At 70.4% G+C, this 16,564-nt stretch carries 11 protein-coding genes; 6 read left to right on the top strand and 5 right to left on the bottom strand.

From position 1 onward, the window contains the following. Positions 1-31 precede the first annotated feature (31 nt). Genes MOTC310_RS30160 through MOTC310_RS30150 form a run of 3 tightly spaced genes read right to left on the bottom strand, consistent with a single transcriptional unit; the run spans position 32 to position 4,943 of the window. Complete coding sequence (locus tag MOTC310_RS30160; RefSeq protein WP_331304423.1) at positions 32-1,372, bottom strand: NCS2 family permease; 1,341 nt, start codon at positions 1,370-1,372, stop codon at positions 32-34. Next, positions 1,372-4,107, bottom strand: a complete 2,736-nt coding sequence (locus MOTC310_RS30155; protein ID WP_331304422.1) for a molybdopterin-dependent oxidoreductase — start codon at positions 4,105-4,107, stop codon at positions 1,372-1,374. Before MOTC310_RS30155 ends, MOTC310_RS30160 begins: the two co-directional genes overlap by 1 nt. Further along, a complete protein-coding gene (locus MOTC310_RS30150) occupies positions 4,104-4,943 on the bottom strand; it encodes an FAD binding domain-containing protein (RefSeq protein WP_331304421.1) in 840 nt (279 codons plus the stop codon). Before MOTC310_RS30150 ends, MOTC310_RS30155 begins: the two co-directional genes overlap by 4 nt. 172 nt (positions 4,944-5,115) lie before the next feature. On the opposite strand from MOTC310_RS30150, the gene pucL reads away from it, so the two are divergent. Continuing rightward, positions 5,116-5,967 (top strand): factor-independent urate hydroxylase, encoded by an 852-nt coding sequence (gene pucL, locus MOTC310_RS30145; RefSeq protein WP_331304420.1) that lies wholly within the window; start codon positions 5,116-5,118, stop codon positions 5,965-5,967. A gap of 449 nt (positions 5,968-6,416) precedes the next feature. Further along, positions 6,417-7,901, top strand: a complete 1,485-nt coding sequence (locus MOTC310_RS30140) for a methyl-accepting chemotaxis protein (protein ID WP_331304419.1) — start codon at positions 6,417-6,419, stop codon at positions 7,899-7,901. 26 nt (positions 7,902-7,927) lie between these two features. On the opposite strand, the gene MOTC310_RS30135 is transcribed toward MOTC310_RS30140, so the two are convergent. Continuing rightward, entirely contained in the window at positions 7,928-8,647 is a 720-nt protein-coding gene (locus tag MOTC310_RS30135; RefSeq protein ID WP_331304418.1) for an HWE histidine kinase domain-containing protein, read from the bottom strand. Between the two features lie 1,645 nt (positions 8,648-10,292). Here MOTC310_RS30135 and MOTC310_RS30130 point away from each other — a divergent pair. Next, positions 10,293-11,999, top strand: a complete 1,707-nt coding sequence (locus tag MOTC310_RS30130) for a methyl-accepting chemotaxis protein (RefSeq protein ID WP_331304417.1) — start codon at positions 10,293-10,295, stop codon at positions 11,997-11,999. A gap of 36 nt (positions 12,000-12,035) precedes the next feature. Continuing rightward, entirely contained in the window at positions 12,036-12,992 is a 957-nt protein-coding gene (locus tag MOTC310_RS30125; protein WP_331304416.1) for a substrate-binding domain-containing protein, read from the top strand. A gap of 71 nt (positions 12,993-13,063) precedes the next feature. Here MOTC310_RS30125 and MOTC310_RS30120 read toward each other — a convergent pair whose 3' ends face one another. Next, positions 13,064-13,876, bottom strand: a complete 813-nt coding sequence (locus MOTC310_RS30120; protein WP_331304415.1) for a universal stress protein — start codon at positions 13,874-13,876, stop codon at positions 13,064-13,066. 186 nt (positions 13,877-14,062) lie between these two features. Here MOTC310_RS30120 and MOTC310_RS30115 point away from each other — a divergent pair, with 186 nt between their 5' ends. After that, a complete protein-coding gene (locus MOTC310_RS30115; protein WP_331304414.1) occupies positions 14,063-15,505 on the top strand; it encodes a cytochrome ubiquinol oxidase subunit I in 1,443 nt (480 codons plus the stop codon). A 5-nt stretch (positions 15,506-15,510) separates the two neighbouring features. After that, positions 15,511-16,524 (top strand): cytochrome d ubiquinol oxidase subunit II, encoded by a 1,014-nt coding sequence (gene cydB / locus MOTC310_RS30110; RefSeq protein ID WP_331304413.1) that lies wholly within the window; start codon positions 15,511-15,513, stop codon positions 16,522-16,524. Positions 16,525-16,564 lie beyond the last annotated feature (40 nt).

Genomic DNA, 16,564 nt, shown 5'->3' with positions numbered 1-16,564 from the left:
CCGCGACGGGCTCGTAGCGGCCGCGCGGCCGTCAGTGCGCGCCGCCGGTCTCGACGAACTTGAACAGGAAGACCGCGGCGATCACCCAGACGATCGGCTTCACCTCCCGGGCGCGACCCGCCGAGAGCTTCAGCGCCGCGTAGGTGATGAACCCGCAGGAGACGCCGGTGGCGATCGAGTAGGTGAACGGCATCAGCAGGGCCGTGACGCAGGCCGGCACGACCTCGGTGATATCGTCCCAGTCGAGCTCGACCAGCTCGCGCAGCATCAGGCAGGCGACGTAGAACAGCGCCGGCGCCGTCGCGTAGGCGGGCACCGCACCCGCCAGGGGCGCGAAGAACAGGCAGGCGAGGAACAGCACCGCCACGGTGGCGGCCGTGAGCCCGGTGCGGCCGCCCTCCTCGACGCCGGAGGCGCTCTCCAGGTACGCCGTCGTGCTCGACGTGCCGAGGAGCGAGCCGGCGAAGACCGAGACGGAATCGGCCATCAGCGCCCGGTCGAGGCGGCGCATCTTCCCGTCGGTCAGGAGCCCGGCCCGGCTCGCCACGCCCATCAGCGTGCCGGTGGCGTCGAACAGCTCCACCAGGAACAGGACCAGGATGACGTGGAGCAGGCCCGCCGAGAGGGCACCCGGGATGTCGAGGGCGAACAGGGTCGGGGCGATCGAGGGCGGCAGGGAGACGATTCCCTGGAAGGTGTTGCCCGCGAAGACGAAGCTCAGCGCCGTGACGGTGAGGATGCTCGACAGCAGCGCCGCCCGCACCTTCCGGGCGGAGAGGACGGCCACCATCAGGAAACCCAGCACCGCCAGGATCGCCTCGGGCTTGTGCAGGTCGCCGAGGGTGACGAAGGTCGCCGGGCTCGCCGCGACGAGGCCGGCGTTCTTGAGCGCGATGATCGCCAGGAACAGGCCGATCCCGACCGTGATGGCGATCCGCATGGAGCGCGGGATCCCCTCGACGATCAGCGCGCGCAGGCCTGTCAGCGTGACGATCAGGAAGCACACGCCCGAGATGAACACCGCGCCGAGGGCGGCCTGCCAGCTGAAGCCGAGCTGCTGGACCACCACGTAGGTGAAGTAGGCGTTGAGCCCCATGCCGGGCGCGAGGGCGATCGGGTAATTGGCCCAGAGCGCCATGATCATCGAGCCGAGCGCCGCCACGAGGCAGGTCGCCACGAAAACCGCGCCCCGGGGCATGCCGGCATCCCCGAGGATGCTCGGGTTGATGAAGACGATGTAGGCCATCGTCAGGAAGGTGGTCAGCCCCGCCAGAACCTCCGTGCGCACGCTGGTGCCGTGCTCGGCGAGGCGGAAGGTGCGTTCCAGGAAGCCGGGCCTCGCCGCCGGCACCGCGTCCCGCGGGCGGTCCATCACGCGAGCCCCGCCCGGCCGGCCGCCACGTCCCGGTAGATCCTATCGGGCGCGAAGGGGGTCGCGGTCAGGCGAGCCCCGGTCGCGTCCCGAATGGCGTTGCCGAGCGCCGCCGCCACCGGGTTGAACGGCGACTCGCTCATCGACTTGGCGCCGAGCGGGCCGACGCTGTCGTGCGTGTCGGCGAACAGGACCTCGGTCTCGGGCACGTCGGCGCAGGCGGGGATGTGGTAGTCGCGGAACGTCTGCGTGACGAGGCTCCCGTCCGCGGCGACCTGGACGTCCTCGTAGAGCGCCGCGCCGAGCGCCTGCGCGATGCCGCCCTCGACCTGACCGCGGCACTGCATCGGGTTGATCACCCGCCCGGCATCGGCGGCGTGGACGCTCCTGAGGATCCGCACCGCGCCGCTCACCGGGTCGACCGCCACCCGGAAGGCGTGAACGTTGAACGCCACCGAGCGCGGGCTGCCGTCGGCCCGGCCGGTCGCGTCCAGGGGACCGATCGCCGCCAGCGTGACCGGTCCGGCCGGCGTCTCGACCTGCGCCCCGGCCAGGCGGCAGAATTCCGGGGCCGCGCCCGCGATCTCGGCCGCCCGCGCGCGGATCCGGACGGCGAGCGCCTCGGCGGCGCGCAGCGTCGCGAGACCCGCCACCACCGTGCCGGTGCTCCCGTAGGCACCGGTGTCGTGTCCGACGAGATCCGTGTCCGCGCCAGCGACCCGGACGCATTCCGGCGCGGCGCCGAGCGCCGAGGCCGCGATCTGCCGATGTACCGTGCTGGTGCCGTTGCCGAACTCCGCCGTCCCGACGCGCACCGTGAAGTGCCCGTCGGCGTCCAGGCTGACCCGCGCGTCGGCGTGGTGGCCGCGCGGCGGTATCGTGTCGATCATCGCCATCGCCATGCCGGTCCCCGCGCGCCAGCCGGGTTCCGGCTCGGGGCCCGGATCGGCCCGCATCGCCTCCTCGACCAGGGTCAGGCACTGGTCGAGCCCGTAGCTGCCGAACACCACGTCGTGCGGCTCAAGGCTGTTCGACACCATGGCGTCGCCCGGCTTGACCGCGTTGCGGCGCCGCAGGGCGAACGGGTCGAGGCCGAGCGCGCGGGCGACCTCGTCCAGGGCGGATTCGAGCGCGAAGATCGTCTGGCTCAGCCCGTAGCCGCGGAAGGCCCCCGCCGGCACCGTGTGGGTGTAGACGGCGCGGCCGCTCACCTGCTTGTTCGGGCAGACATAGGCGGCCAGCACCTCGTGGCAGGCGTGGTGGATCACCCCGCCCGCGTGGTTCCCGTAGGCCCCGGTATCGGACAGGACGTCGAGGCTCAGCGCCGTGAGGGTGCCGTCCCGTCGGGCGCCGACCTTCACGTCCACCCGCATCGGGTGGCGCGTCGTTGTCCCGACGAACTGCTCCCGGCGGGTCAGCTCCCAGCGCACCGGCCGCCCGGTGTGCAGGACCGCCAGGGCGACGAGGTCCTCGGTCAGCATCTCCTGCTTGCCGCCGAAGCCGCCCCCGACCCGGGCGCAGACCACGCGCACCGCGTCCTTCTCCAGGCCGAACAGGTCCGCCAGCGCGTCCCGGGTCAGGAACGGCACCTGGGTGCTGGTGCGCAGCGTCAGGCGGCCGTCCTCGGCGCGCCAGCCGATGCAGCCGTGGGTCTCAAGGGCGGCGTGCTGGACGCGCTGCGACCGAAACGTCCCGGCGTAGACGAAGTCGGCCTCGGCGAGGCCCGCCTCCACGTCGCCGACCGCGCCGTGCACCTCGCCGGCGAGGTTGGGATGACTCTCGAGGGGCGGGGCGTCCTCGCCCGGGCAGTCGCGGGGATCGTGGACCTGCGGCGCGTCGGTCGCCAGGGCGCGCTCCGGATCGAGGAGCGCCGGGCGGACCTCGTAGGTCACCTGCAGGGCGCGGCATCCGGCCTCCGCGGCGGCTTCCGTCTCAGCCACCACGGCGGCGACGCGCTGCCCGACGAACCGCAGGATCGGGTCGAGCACCCGCGTGTCGGAGGCGTCGTCCCGCGCGTCCTCGTGGCGGGCGGTGGAGAAGCGGCGCGTCGGCGCCTCGGCATGGGTCAGCACGGCCACCACGCCCGGCACGGCGCGGGCCGCCGTCGCGTCGATCGCGACGATCCGGGCATGGGCGTGGGGCGAGCGCAGCACCTTGAGATGGAGCGTGTCGCCGGGCGGCGCGTCCATCGTGAAGCGGGCGCGCCCGGACACGACCAGCGGCGCGGCCGGTGCCGCGAGGTTGCGGCCCACAGGATCGCCGCTTCCGCCGCTCTCGACCGAACGCGCGCTGCCCGCAACGGCCTCGCGCACGGCGCGATAGCCGGTGCAGCGGCAGAGATTGCCCTTGAGGGCGGTGCCGAGATCCTGCTTCTGCCCCTGGTCGAGGCTCGCCGCCGTCATGATCATGCCGGGCGTGCAGAAGCCGCACTGGAAGCCCTGGGCCGCCAGGAAGGCCTCCTGCATCGGGTGGAACGCCGCCGGCTCGGCCGCGTCGGCACGGCACGGACCGGCCAGCCCCTCGATGGTGGTCACGCTGCGTCCCTCGGCGCGGAAGGCCGGCACCAGGCAGCTGTGCACGGCCTCGCCGTCCAGATGGATCGTGCAGGCGCCGCAATCGCCGGCGTCGCAGCCCTTCTTCACGCCGAACCAGCCTGCCTCGCGCAGATAGGTCCGGAGGCACTGCCCCGCCCGCGGCGCGGCCTCGTGCGCGGTGCCGTTGATCGTGAGCTTCATGACGCGGCTCCCGGCGACGGCGCCGCGTCGAGCGCCCCGCGGATCTCCTCGGCGAAGTGCCGGGTCATGTGGCGGCGCCAGTCGGGCCGCCCGTGGACATCGTCGTGGTAGAGGGCGTCCGGGATCGCGTCGTCGAGCGCCCGCGCCAGCTCGGCCGGACCCGGCAGATCGTCGAAGGCGAGGCGGACCGGTCGTTTGACGGAGGCCGTGACGGTGAGCGCGAAGGCATTGTCCGCGCCGCGCGTCCCGACCAAAAGCGCGCCGGAGCGTCCGTTCGGGCTGAGGCTGACGCGGCGGAAGGCGGTGCGGCGCGCCAGCGCCGCGGCCGGTATCGACAGGCTCCGCAGGATCTCCCCCGGCTGAAGGGCGTTCCGCTGCGGAGCCAGGACGAAATCGTGGACCGCGACGTGCCGCTCGGCCCCGTCCGAGGACCAGATCGTGCAGGTCGCTTCCAGGGCCGTAGCGAGGGCGATCATCGGGCCGGCCGGGAGAGCGAGGCAGATGTTGCCGCCGACCGTGGCCACGTTCCAGATCTTGAAGGACCCGAGCAGGGCGCGGCAGCACTGGCCGACCAGCGGCGCCGCGTTCCAGGCGGGCGGAAACTCGAGCCGGTCGAGCTGCGCGATGGTGCAGGTCGCAGCGAGGGTGAGCCCGTCCGCGTCGATGACGTGCGGGGTCCAGCCGAACGCCGCGAGGTCGACGAGGCGCCGCATCCCGACCTGCGGCTCGGAGAACAGCCACGTCCCGCCTCCGAGGCAGGCGTCGCCGTCCGACCAGGCGGGGAGCTCGGCCCGACTCCGCGGCCGGAGGACGGTCTCGATCGTGTTGAGGTCCATGCCCTCTCGCCGGTCCGGAGCCGGTTCGGCCCGGCCCTCCACTATGCCCGTTCTTATGCGCCCGCGGTCAAGCCGTGACGATCTTCGCGAACCTTGGCGCTCCCGCTCGCGTGGGCCTAGGATCAATCGGATTCGCGTGACATGGCCGGCGACTGCTTGGTCGGAGATCCCCATGGCCCTGACGGCATCGCGGTACGGCAAGGAACGGGTTCGCGTCTTGCGCCTCGTCCGTGATGGAGATCGCCACACCCCGCGCGAGCTGACGCTGTCGGTCATGCTGACCGGACGCTTCGAGGCCGCCTGGACAGAGGGTGACAACCGCGCCTCCATCGCCACCGACAGCATACGAAACATCGTCAACGTCACGGCGGCGCGCGACCTGGCGCTCGACGCCGAGGCCTTCGTCGCCGCGGTCGCGCAGGTACTGCTCGAGACCTATCCTCAGGTCGAGACCGTGGCGATCGAGGCGGAGGAGATCCGGTGGCTGCGCCACGCGCTCGGCGACGCGCCGCACGACCATACCTTCACCCGCGACGGGAACGGCGTCGGCTTCGTGGAACTCGCCGCCAGCCGGGCCGGATCGACGCTGCGCTCCGGGCTGCGCGGCTACACCTTCATGAAGACCACGCAGTCGGGCTGGACGGGCTTCGTGGCGGACGAGTACCGGACCCTGCCGGACACGACCGACCGCATCGCCGCCACCAGCATGGATGCGACCTGGACCTGGGCCTCGGCCCCGCAGGATCACGGCGCGGCCAATGCTCGGATCCTGACGACGCTCCTGACCGTCTTCGGGACAACCTACAGCCGGGGGATCCAAGACAGCATGTTCCGGATGGGTGAGGCGGCCTTGGCGGCCGTCCCGGAATTGGCCGAGATCGGCTTCGTCATGCCCAACAAGCATTACCTGCCGATCGACCTGAAGCCGTTCGGCCTCGAGAACCCAGGCACCGTCTTCCTGCCGACCGACGAGCCCTACGGCCGCATCGAGGCGACGATCAGCCGGACGGGCCGGTCTGCCTGACACGAGGGCGGCACGGTCCCGATCCCGTCACGATGCCGCTACCGAACTCCGCGCGTCGTCGGTCACGGCCGCGTTACGAGAGAGGCTGCGCTTCGATGCCAATTCACAACCGCAGGATAGGAGCGCGCCGACATCCTCGGGCCACGCACAACGCAGGATAGTTTGGACCTTAACTTAAACTGTTTGGACGCGGTCCGAAATTAGATCTGCATCGTTTGTGGAATAGGACTGCACGGTCGACCATATTTTGCGGTCTCTCCGGCTCCAGACCGCGCGTCTTAACGGCCGAGCAAGAGTGCCACTCTATTCAAGGCATCGATAAAGCGGGCTTCGACAGATGTCTGACGTCGCCCAGCTCGATAAAGGGCGGCACGGGTCGAGAATATCTTGATCTGATAGCCCAGGTGCGCGCTTCGGCCGCACCCCCGTCACGGGACGCGGAGGAATCGATGTTCGGCGGCGCAAAGGTTCGCAGAGATCAGGCCGCCAAGCTCGAGGCGTTGAGCCGGTCTCTGGCCACGATCGAGTTCGCGTTGGACGGCACGATCCTCGACGCCAACCCGAATTTCCTGGCGGCCATGGGGTACGCGCTCGAGGAGATCCGCGGCCGTCACCACAGCGTGTTCGTACCCCCGGCCGAGCGGGACAGCGAAGCCTATCGGCAATTCTGGGAGAGCCTGCGCCGCGGCACCTTCGCGAGCGCCGAGTACAAGCGCCTCGCCAAGGGTGGCGCGGAGGTCTGGATCCAGGCCTCCTACAACCCGGTGCTGGACGCCCGCGGCAGGCCGGTCAAGATCGTGAAGTTCGCCACGGACATCACCGCGCAGAAGCTCCGCGCCCTCGATCTCGAAGGTCAGATCAGCGCGCTGCACCGCTCGCAGGCAGTCATCGCCTTCTCGCTCGACGGCAGCATCATCACCGCCAACGGCAACTTCCTCGACGCCGTGGGCTATCGGCTCGACGAGATCGTCGGCCGGCATCACAGCCTGTTCGTCGACGAGGCGGAGCGCGTCAGCGAGGGGTACCGCCTGTTCTGGGCCGCGCTGGCGCGCGGGGAATTCCAATCCGGCGCGTTCAGGCGCACCGGCAAGGGCGGTCGCGAAGTCTGGATCCAGGCGACCTACAACCCGATCACCGACGCGGATGGGCGGCCCGTGCGGGTCGTGAAGTTCGCCACCGACATCACCGCCCAGGTCCATGAACGGCAGCAGCGCGCCGCCGCGCAGCGCGCCATCGGCGAGGATCTCGACGCTATCGGCGACGCGGTGGCGGATGTGACCCGCCAAGCCGACTCGGCGGTCGCGCGCGTCGGCCGCGTCTCCGGCGACATCCGGTCGGTCGCGACCGGTGCGGAGCAGTTGTCGGTCTCGGTGGACGAGATCAGCCAGCAGGTGAGCCATGCGGCCGACATGGCCGGGCAGGCGGTCGAGCAGGCGCGGCGCACCGGTCAGATCGTGACCGGCCTCAGCGATCAGGCCACGCAGATCGGCGAGGTTCTCGGCCTCATCTCCGGCATCGCCGCGCAGACGAACCTGCTCGCCCTCAACGCGACCATCGAGGCGGCCCGCGCCGGCGAGGCCGGTCGCGGCTTCGCGGTAGTGGCTTCAGAGGTGAAAACCCTGGCTGCCCAGACCGGCCGGGCGACAGATCAGATCCGTCACCAGATCGCCTCGACGCAGGCGGCGACCCGCGAAGCCGTCGACGCCATCGACGCGATCCAGGGCACGATCCGAACCCTGAACGCGGCCTCTTCGACCATCGCGGCGGCGGTAGAGGAGCAATCCGCGGTGATGCGCGAGATGTCCGGCAGCATGCAGACCGCCGCGCAGGACGTCTCCGCGATCTCCGGCGGGATGAACACGATCGCGCAGGCGAGCGCACGGGCGGATCAGGCGACACGCCAGGTCCGGGAAACCGCGCGGGCTTTCGGCTGAAGGCCGGCGGATCGGTCGCCGCCGGATCAGCCCGTCTCGCCGGTCTCGTCCGCGCGCTCGTCCTCGGCCAGGCGCCCGGTCCGCGGGACGAGCGGGCAGCTGATCGTGCAGCGCAGGCCGTTGGGCTCGAACGCGAGCGCGACCACGGCGCGCAACTCGTAGCTCAGCATCTCGGTGAGCACCTGCATGCCGAAGCCGCGCCGCGTCGGCTGCTTGACGCCCGTGCTGCCGGATTCCTTCCAGACGATCGTCAGATCACCGGGCGCAGCCTTCCCGTCGCCCGCGACCGACCAGGTGACGTCGACCCCGCCCTGCGAGAGGCCGAAGGCGCCGTGCTCGACCGCGTTGCTGCAGAGTTCGTGGACCGCCAGGCCCATCAGCTGCGCGGCCTTCGGCCTGAGGCGCAGGGTCGGGCCGTCCAGCGTCGCCTGCTCGCCCTCGCGGATCAGATGGATCATCAGCTCGTCGGAGATCAGCGTGTGCAGGCTGACCTCGCCGAAGGTGTCGGCCGCCACCCGTACCCGCGCGATGGCGTCGAGCCGACCTTCCAGGTGCGTCGCGTAGCCGTCGACGGTCTCAGCGGTTTCAGCGGAGAGGCGCAGGACAGCCCGAAGCATCGCCAAGGTGTCGCGCAGACCGTGACGCAGACCATCCGGTGTCCCGGATTCGTCCAGGAGGCGGCGCAGACGAGCGTTGTCCGCTTCGAGCTGCGCCAAGCGGGCGACCGTTGCTTCAGGCTCTGCCATGTTCGCTCTTTCAGCGCCGGAAGCCGGGAGGATTCGTTTAGCTCACATTACCTACGCGGGGGCCGCGCAAGCATCACAGGCCCGAGATTTTTGTCCAACCGAGCCGGGAGGAGCAGTTGGCGGCCGCCGAATCTGAACACGTGCCGGCGCGGAAGGGCTATGATGCCTCGGCGAGCCGATTGACCGGAAGGCTGGCGTATCGCCGCACTCTCCGACCGCCTCTCATGGGTGCGGGCTGATCTGCCACATAGTAAGCCCCAGCATATCCCGCGACAACTGGGAATTTTCAGGTCGGTATTCGATCGCTGAAATCGTCCGACAGACGCAGAAACCGGAAATATCAGGGCTTGCAGGTCGAGTTTAGTCTGCGGATTGTTTCATATTTACAGGTTCTCTACGGACCATAACGCCGGTGACCTGCAAGATCGATCGGCTCACCGGTCAATCGACGTTCCTGTCGTGCGGTCGGTTCGGCCCTGGCGCGCCGGAGCCCGCGAGCCGACTTTGCAAGGATTCTTGCGCATCGTCGCGTCGTCTCCGGCTGGCCGCACCGCCGGGAATCCCGAAAAACGCGAGCGGTAGGGCGACGGCCGCTTCTGCCCAGGGGGGCATGCATACGCCTGACGCCGGGCCCGCCTCCGACCCTTGTCTCGACCCGGCTAACCACCGTGAAGCCCCTCGCCTACCCGTGACCGCGCTTGATGCGCGGGAGGCAAATGCGTGGCGGAACGAAGCTTGCGGAAGGCAGGACGGCTAAAGCGGCTCTGGCCGGGGCGCGCGGCCGCCCTTCCGCCGGCACCGCGCTCGCCGGCACCTGGCAACCTTCCCGAGCCGCCGCCGCCGCGCGGACTCACGGCCTCGGAACTGATCGCGATGGCGCGCCAGGCCCGGGCCGTGTCCGATGACCGGGATCCGGCGAAAACCCTGAACGTTTCCTGAGGTCCGCTGCGTTCTCCCGGGAGGTTCTCATGGGGCTGGTCGCCTTCATCGTCTTCGTGTGTCCCTGGATGGGCATCGCCGGGCTGCTATGGATTCGCGCCCAGCAAGCCAAGCCGCTCTGACCCGTTTTCCGTCGCGGCGTCGCTCGTCGGTTGCTTCAGCCTCGGCATGTCCCTCGGCGCCTCCGTCGAGCGGCGCGCCATCGTGCGCGTCCGGCCCGACACCCGCGACCGAGCGGGACGATGCAGAGCGTTGACGACACGCCCTCACGCCTGCCTCGCGGGCGCCCGTGCGGCACACCGTCTGCTACCTGGATCTGATTGTGGGCCGGCGATCGAGGCCTGAGGCCGCCACCTCTCCGACCACAGACGATCCGTGCCTGTCCTCCGGCGAGGCCGTGCCGCGTCCTCTCGGAAAAACGGGCGTGACAGCCCGCGGTGTCCGGTGGCCGATTGGCCGCCGGCTCCACCCACTGAGCTCGGTTTCGCCACTCATTCAATCACATATTTCTGTGACGCCTAATTTGACGCGTATTGAGCAATGTTTTATTGACCGATAAGCCTATATTACGAAATATATTGCAATTCGTTCCGCGATTAATATCTTATAGACTGGGAGATGGCATCTCACGGCCGCGCCGTGGCAATTGATCTGCTGCAGATCATCGAATAGAGGCAGGCCTGAGGTTCTACCTCGGGCTGCGTAGATGGCATTTCTCGATGTTTCATTCGATTATGGTCGCGGTTTACGCCTCAGAACAATCTTGATCGGCTTCGGGGCAGCGATGATCTGCTTACTGGTCGGGGTCGGACTGATCTCGGCGAGGCAGATCAGCGCGATCAGCGAGGCCAGCCGCTCCCTCGCCGATGACGTGAAGGCTGTCAGGCTTCTCGGCACCATGAAGCAGCTGACGCAGGAACTGCGCGCGCTCGACAGCGTGGTGGACGACGCATCGACCACGGGAACGAGCCGCGACGAGATCGGCCGGACTGCGAAGGTGCGCGCGGCGTTGTCCACGACCTGGAGCGCCTACGTTCCGACCATCAGGACGGCGGACGAGCTGAATCGGGCGCGCGGCCTGTGGGAAGCGTTGCAGCACGTCCTCACCGTGGAGGCCGAGGTGACGGCCCTGGACCGAGCCGGTGAACGCGACCTCGCCGACACGGTCCTGGGGACAGCGCTGCGGGCCGACATGCTGACCTTCACGCGGGCGGTCGATGCGATGCTGACCGCCCGCGACGCCCGAGTCACCGAGCAACTCGGAGCCGTCGACGCCGTCGGCACGTCCTCTCGCGTGGTGCTCGTGGCCGGCTCGTTGAGCGCCGCCCTCGCTGCCCTGGGCCTGATCTGGCTCGCCCTCCGCCGCGTCGCGCAACCGATCACGGCGCTGGCGTCTACCATGCAGCGGTTGGTCGGCAACGATCTCACCGTGACGATCCCGTCGACCGCGCGAGGGGCCGAACTCGGCGTCCTGGCAGCCGCGACGAAGACCCTCCAGGAGTCCCTGCGGAACGCCGCGCGTCTCGACGAGGACGCCGCTCGGTTGCGAGCCGAGGGTGTGCAGCGACGCATCGTGATCCACGCGGTGACCGGACGGTTCCAGGACGCGGTCGGTGGCATCGTGGGGACCGTGGCATCCGCCGCTGCGACGCTGCGCGGCACCGCCGACGGTATGAGCCGATCGGTGATCGAGGCGGCCGGACGGTCGACCGCGATGGGTGCCGTGATCGAGCAGATGCGGACCAGTGTCGGACGGATCGCCGACTCTGCCGGAGTGCTCCACGCGGCCGTCGAAGAGGTCGGAGCGCGAGACGATGCCGCCGCAACAATCGCCGCCAGCGCTGCGGACGAAGCGGTGCGGACGACGGACCGCGTTCAGGCACTCAGAAGTGCCGCGTGCCGGATCGGCGACGTGGTCGGCGTCATCGCCAAGATCGCCGCTCAGACCAACCTACTCGCCCTCAACGCCGCGATCGAGGCGGCCCGGGCCGGCGATGCGGGCCGCGGTTTCGCGGTGGTCGCCGCCGAAGTGAAGGCCCTGGCCGCACAGACCAAGCAGGCGACCGAAGTCATCGGCCAGCACGTGTCCGAGATCCGGGACACCACCACCGAGGCTGAAACGTCGATCGCCGGCGTCACAGCCCGGATCGAGGATATGAGCCGGGCGGCAACCGCCTTCGTCGACGCCGTCGCGCAGCAGGGTGCAGCGACTCGGGAGATCGTGCAAACCGTCGCGGTGGCGGCCGACGGCGCCGAGCGGCTCGGTGCCCGCGTCGCAGAGGTCGCCGGCGCGGGCGAGGCGACCGATACCGCGCCGGTCGCCGTGCTCACTGCGGCGGATGGCCTGGCACGGGATGCCGAGCGTCTCGGCGACGCGATCGCCGGTCTCCTGGAGAGCCTCCGTGCGGCCTGAACCGAGATCCGCGGTGGCCGGAACGGGGTCGGCGTCATGAACTGGACGAGCCGGACGTGTGGCGCCTTCACCTGCCGGTCGTGTTGGCGGGCAGCGCTCATCCTCGCCCTCACGGTCTGGGTGATGCCGGCCTCGGCCACCACCATCGCCCTTTTGATGATGCCGCCCACGGGAGTAAGCCGGCGCCTGCACGATGGCCTCGCCGAGCAGGCGCGCGCGCGCGGCGTGGCGGTTCACTTCGCCTACGCGCCCGAGGGTGCGGGCGAGGTGCAGATCGCTGAGGCGGGGCGATTCATTGCTGAGAAGATCGACGCCCTCGTGGTGATGCCGGTCGACCAGTCTGCCCACGACGGGATCATCCGGCTGGCCCAGGAGGCGGACGTTCCGCTGATCGTCCTCGAGCGCGGCCCGCGCGCGGATTTGTTTGCGGGACGCGTGGCCCACGTCGTGCCGAACGACGTCGTCGCGGGGCGGCTGCAGATGCGCAAGCTTGCTCAGATGCTGGGCGGGTCCGGGCGGGTGGCGATCATCGCGGGCCGCGCCTCCGATTCAGGCTCGGCACTCCGCTGCAGGGGAGCGATGGAGGTGCTGGCGGAGAGCCCGGGCCTCCGGCTGGTCGCGGAGACGGCGACGGATCGGAACCGCGCGGCGGCACGGGCCGCCGTCGCCGGGTGGCTCTCCAAGGGTCTCGCCATCGACGCGATCGCCGCAGGCGACGACGAGATGGCGATCGGCGCCGCCGAGGCCGTCGACGCTGCCGGGATCTCGGCGGGCCGGATCCTCATCGGCGGCGTGGATGCCACCGCGGACGGCATGGAGGCGATGCAGGACAAGCGCCTCGCCGTGACGGTCTACCAGGATGCGGGCACTCAGAGCCAGCGCGCGATCGACGACGCCCTGGCGCTGATCCGGCGCGAGCCGGTTCCTCAATACGACTGGGTGCCGTCCGAACTCATCACGGACCGGGTGTCGACCACCCACTTCGCCCGCTAGGCGCGCACCGGCCGGGCGCGCGTCGGTCGCGCCGTCGCCGCTTCAGGCGTTCGCAGTGCCGGACCGGTCCGTCAATGCGCCATCAGGCAGCACAAATTGCTCGCCTGCAGGATATGGCGGGTGGCGCCCCCGAAGGCCCATTCGCGCAGGCGCGAGTGGCCGTAAGCGCCCATGACGATCAGGTCGGCATGCTCCTCGCGGGCGAACCGCAGGATCTCCTCCCCGTCGCCCACCGTCGTGGTCAGCAGGTGAGTCGTGACCGAGGCGCCGTGGAGCCTGAGATGAGCAGCGACCTCCTCGGCTCCCTCGAGGCGCGCGCCCCGCCCGGTCGTCACGACGAGGACGTGGTCGGCGGATCGCAGGAACGACAGGGCGCCGGACACCGCCCGTCGGGCCTCCGGCGTGTCCTTCCAGGCCACGACGATCCGGCGGCCCGGTTCCCCGGCATGGGCCTGCGGGACCACGAGGATGGGTCGCCCCGCCTCCATCAGGACGGGCCCCACCGCGACGCCGAACGGACCGGGATCGATCTCCGTCTCGCCGGCACCGCCGACCACGAGGAGGTCGGCGGCGCGGCCCTTCTCCACGAGATGGACGAAGGATCGGTCCGTGCCGCCCAGCCAGGCGGTTCGCGGTGCCACGCCGGCGCAGCGGGCGAACACGGCCTCCGCGCGCTCGACGTCCTGCAGGATCTTCACCTTCGAGCGCTCGTACTGGGCCTGCGCGTCGCGGATGTCGTGGGCGAGGAGCGGCGCCGGCACTTCGGCGGCGGCGGCGCCGGTGAGCGTCGCGTCGAAGCGGCGCGCCAACGCGGCCGCCAGCCGAACGCGGTCGGGCGCAGCCTCGGCGAAATCCACGGACACCAGGATGTTGGCGTAGGACATGGCGGTCTCCTCGCGAGCCGTCACCGGGCCCCTCCGCGCCACTGTCGCCGGACGCGCGGCTGACGGCCTTGATCCAGCGCAATCGGGCCAACGCCGCCGGATTCGCGGCGTCGGCCTTGAGCTGAATCAACGCGCGGCCGGCCGGGCCACGGCAGAGCTGCCGCATTCGTCCCCTTGGAGACCGCGATGTCCGCCCTCGAACTGCCGAGTGCAGTCAATCTCGCGCGAGCCCAATTCGCGCTCACCGTCGTCTGGCACTTCCTGTTCCCGGCCTTCACCATCGGGCTCGCGAGCTACCTCGCCGTGCTCGAAGGCTTCTGGCTGCGGACCGGGAAGGCCGTCTATCTGGACACCTACCGCTACTGGCTCCGCATCTTCGCGGTCGCCTTCGCGATGGGCGTCGTGTCCGGCCTGGTCATGAGCTACCAGTTCGGCACGAACTGGTCGGTCTTCGCCGACCGGACGGCGCCGGTTCTCGGACCGCTGCTCGGCTACGAGGTGCTCACGGCCTTCTTCCTGGAGGCGGGTTTCCTCGGGGTCATGCTGTTCGGCCTGGAACGGGTCGGGAAGGGGCTGCACTTCCTGGCGACCTGCCTCGTCGCCATCGGCACCCTGACCTCCGCGTTCTGGATCCTGTCGGCCAATTCCTGGATGCAGACGCCCACCGGCCACGTCCTCGGACCGGACGGCCGGTTCAACCCGGCCGACTGGTGGGCGATCGTCTTCAACCCGTCCTTCCCCTATCGCTTCGCCCACACGGTCACCGGCGCCTACCTCACCACCGCGATGATCGTCGGCGCGGTGGGCGCGTGGCACCTGCTGCGCGACCGGGGCAATCCCCGCGCCCGGCTGATGTTCTCGATGGCGATGTGGATGGCCGCCGCGGTGGCCCCGGCCCAGCTGGTGATCGGCGACCTGCACGGCGGCAATTCCTACGAACACCAGCCGGCCAAGGTCGCCGCCATGGAGGGGCACTTCGTGACGGAGCGCCGCGCGCCCGCGATCCTGTTCGGCTGGCCGGACGCCGAGGCGGGCGCGGTGCGGGACCGGATCGGCATCCCCGGCCTCGCCAGCCTCTACCTGACCCACGATCTCGACGGCGAGGTCCGCGGGCTCAACGACATGCCGCGCGATCTCTGGCCGACCAACCTCCCGCTGGTCTTCTGGTCGTTCCGGATCATGGTCGGCCTCGGCCTGCTGATGATCGCCCTCGGTCTCGCCGCGCTGTGGCTGCGCCGTCAGGGTCGGCTCTACGACACGCCCTGGCTCCACCGCTTCGCCGTCGGCATGGGACCGTCCGGCCTGATCGCCGTCACGGCCGGCTGGACGGTGACCGAGGCGGGCCGTCAGCCCTTCACCGTCTACGGCGCGCTGCGGACCGTGGACAGCGTCTCGCCGGTGGCGGCCCCCGCCGTCGCCGCCTCGCTCGCGGCCTTCGCGGCCGTCTACCTCGCGGTGTTCGGCGCCGGCATCTGGTACCTTCTCCACCTGTTCAACGAGGCTCCGCACGCCCACGAGCCCGGCCCGACGCCCGGACAGCCGATCCGCACCGCCGGCATCACGCCCGCCCCCGCCCTTGTCGCCGGCGCGCAGGATGCCGGCCGTCCCCTCGCGCAGCCCGCGGAGTAGCCCCGATGTCCCTCGATCTCACGCTCATCTGGGCGCTCCTCATCGCCACGGCGGTCTTCCTCTACGTGGTGATGGACGGCTTCGATCTCGGAGTCGGCATCCTGTTCCCGGCGGTCCGCGGCAAGGCGGACCGGGACGTCATGGTCAACACCGTCGCGCCCGTCTGGGACGGCAACGAGACCTGGCTGATCCTCGGCGGCGGCGGGCTGTTCGCGGTCTTCCCGCTGGCCTACGCGACGATCCTGCCGGCGCTCTACATGCCGCTGATCTTGATGCTCCTGGCGCTGGTCTTCCGCGGCGTCGCCTTCGAGATGCGGTTCCGCGCGGCCTCGCCCGGCAGCCAGCGCGCCTGGGACCGGTCCTTCTCGTGGGGCAGCTACGTGGCGACCTTCTGCCAGGGCATCTGCCTCGGCGCCCTGGTCCAGGGCATCCGGGTCGAGGGCCGCGCCTACGCGGGCGGCTGGTGGGACTGGCTGACGCCGTTCTCGGTGCTGACCGGAGCCGCGCTGGTGGCCGGCTACGGCCTGCTCGGCGCCTGCTGGCTGATCTGGAAGACGGAGGGCGAACTCCAGCTCCGGGCCTACCGGATCGCGCGCCGGCTCGGTCTCGTCACGCTGATCGCCATCGTCGTCGTCTCGGCCGCGATGCCGATCCTGAGCGAGGCCTTCCGGGCGCGCTGGCTGTCCTGGCCGAACCTCGCCCTGGCCGCGCCGGTGCCGGCCCTGGTCGCGCTGCTGGCGTGGCGCTTCTTCGTCGCGCTCGATCGGCGGGCCGAGGTGACGCCGTTCCTCTGCGCCCTGGGCCTGTTCCTGATGTCGTATATCGGGCTCGGCATCAGCCTGTGGCCGATGATCGTGCCGCCGGCGATCTCGATCTGGGACGCGGCGACCCACCCGAGCAGCCAGGCCTTCCTTCTGGCCGGCGCTGTGGTGCTGGTCCCCATGGTCCTGGCTTACACGGGCTACGTCTACTGGCTGTTCCGCGGCAAGGTCGCGGCGGGCGCGCCGGGCTATCACTGAGGCCGCGGCCCGTCGGGGTGCCCGTTGTAGGATCGGCGCA

It is taken from the genome of Methylobacterium oryzae (assembly GCF_036441375.1).
GTDB classification, from domain to species: Bacteria; Pseudomonadota; Alphaproteobacteria; order Rhizobiales; family Beijerinckiaceae; genus Methylobacterium; species Methylobacterium oryzae_A.
This window is presented reverse-complemented; position numbering and strand designations above follow the sequence as displayed.

What these genes read in the sequence shown, in the direction of transcription:
- MOTC310_RS30120 (WP_331304415.1), bottom strand. Translation starts at nt 13,876, where the DNA reads ATGTCCTACGCCAACATCCTGGTGTCCGTGGATTTCGCCGAGGCTGCG.
- MOTC310_RS30155 (WP_331304422.1), bottom strand. Translation starts at nt 4,107, where the DNA reads ATGAAGCTCACGATCAACGGCACCGCGCACGAGGCCGCGCCGCGGGCG.
- MOTC310_RS30160 (WP_331304423.1), bottom strand. Translation starts at nt 1,372, where the DNA reads ATGGACCGCCCGCGGGACGCGGTGCCGGCGGCGAGGCCCGGCTTCCTG.
- MOTC310_RS30130 (WP_331304417.1), top strand. Translation starts at nt 10,293, where the DNA reads ATGGCATTTCTCGATGTTTCATTCGATTATGGTCGCGGTTTACGCCTC.
- MOTC310_RS30115 (WP_331304414.1), top strand. Translation starts at nt 14,063, where the DNA reads ATGTCCGCCCTCGAACTGCCGAGTGCAGTCAATCTCGCGCGAGCCCAA.
- MOTC310_RS30140 (WP_331304419.1), top strand. Translation starts at nt 6,417, where the DNA reads ATGTTCGGCGGCGCAAAGGTTCGCAGAGATCAGGCCGCCAAGCTCGAG.
- MOTC310_RS30135 (WP_331304418.1), bottom strand. Translation starts at nt 8,647, where the DNA reads ATGGCAGAGCCTGAAGCAACGGTCGCCCGCTTGGCGCAGCTCGAAGCG.
- cydB (WP_331304413.1), top strand. Translation starts at nt 15,511, where the DNA reads ATGTCCCTCGATCTCACGCTCATCTGGGCGCTCCTCATCGCCACGGCG.
- MOTC310_RS30125 (WP_331304416.1), top strand. Translation starts at nt 12,036, where the DNA reads ATGAACTGGACGAGCCGGACGTGTGGCGCCTTCACCTGCCGGTCGTGT.
- pucL (WP_331304420.1), top strand. Translation starts at nt 5,116, where the DNA reads ATGGCCCTGACGGCATCGCGGTACGGCAAGGAACGGGTTCGCGTCTTG.
- MOTC310_RS30150 (WP_331304421.1), bottom strand. Translation starts at nt 4,943, where the DNA reads ATGGACCTCAACACGATCGAGACCGTCCTCCGGCCGCGGAGTCGGGCC.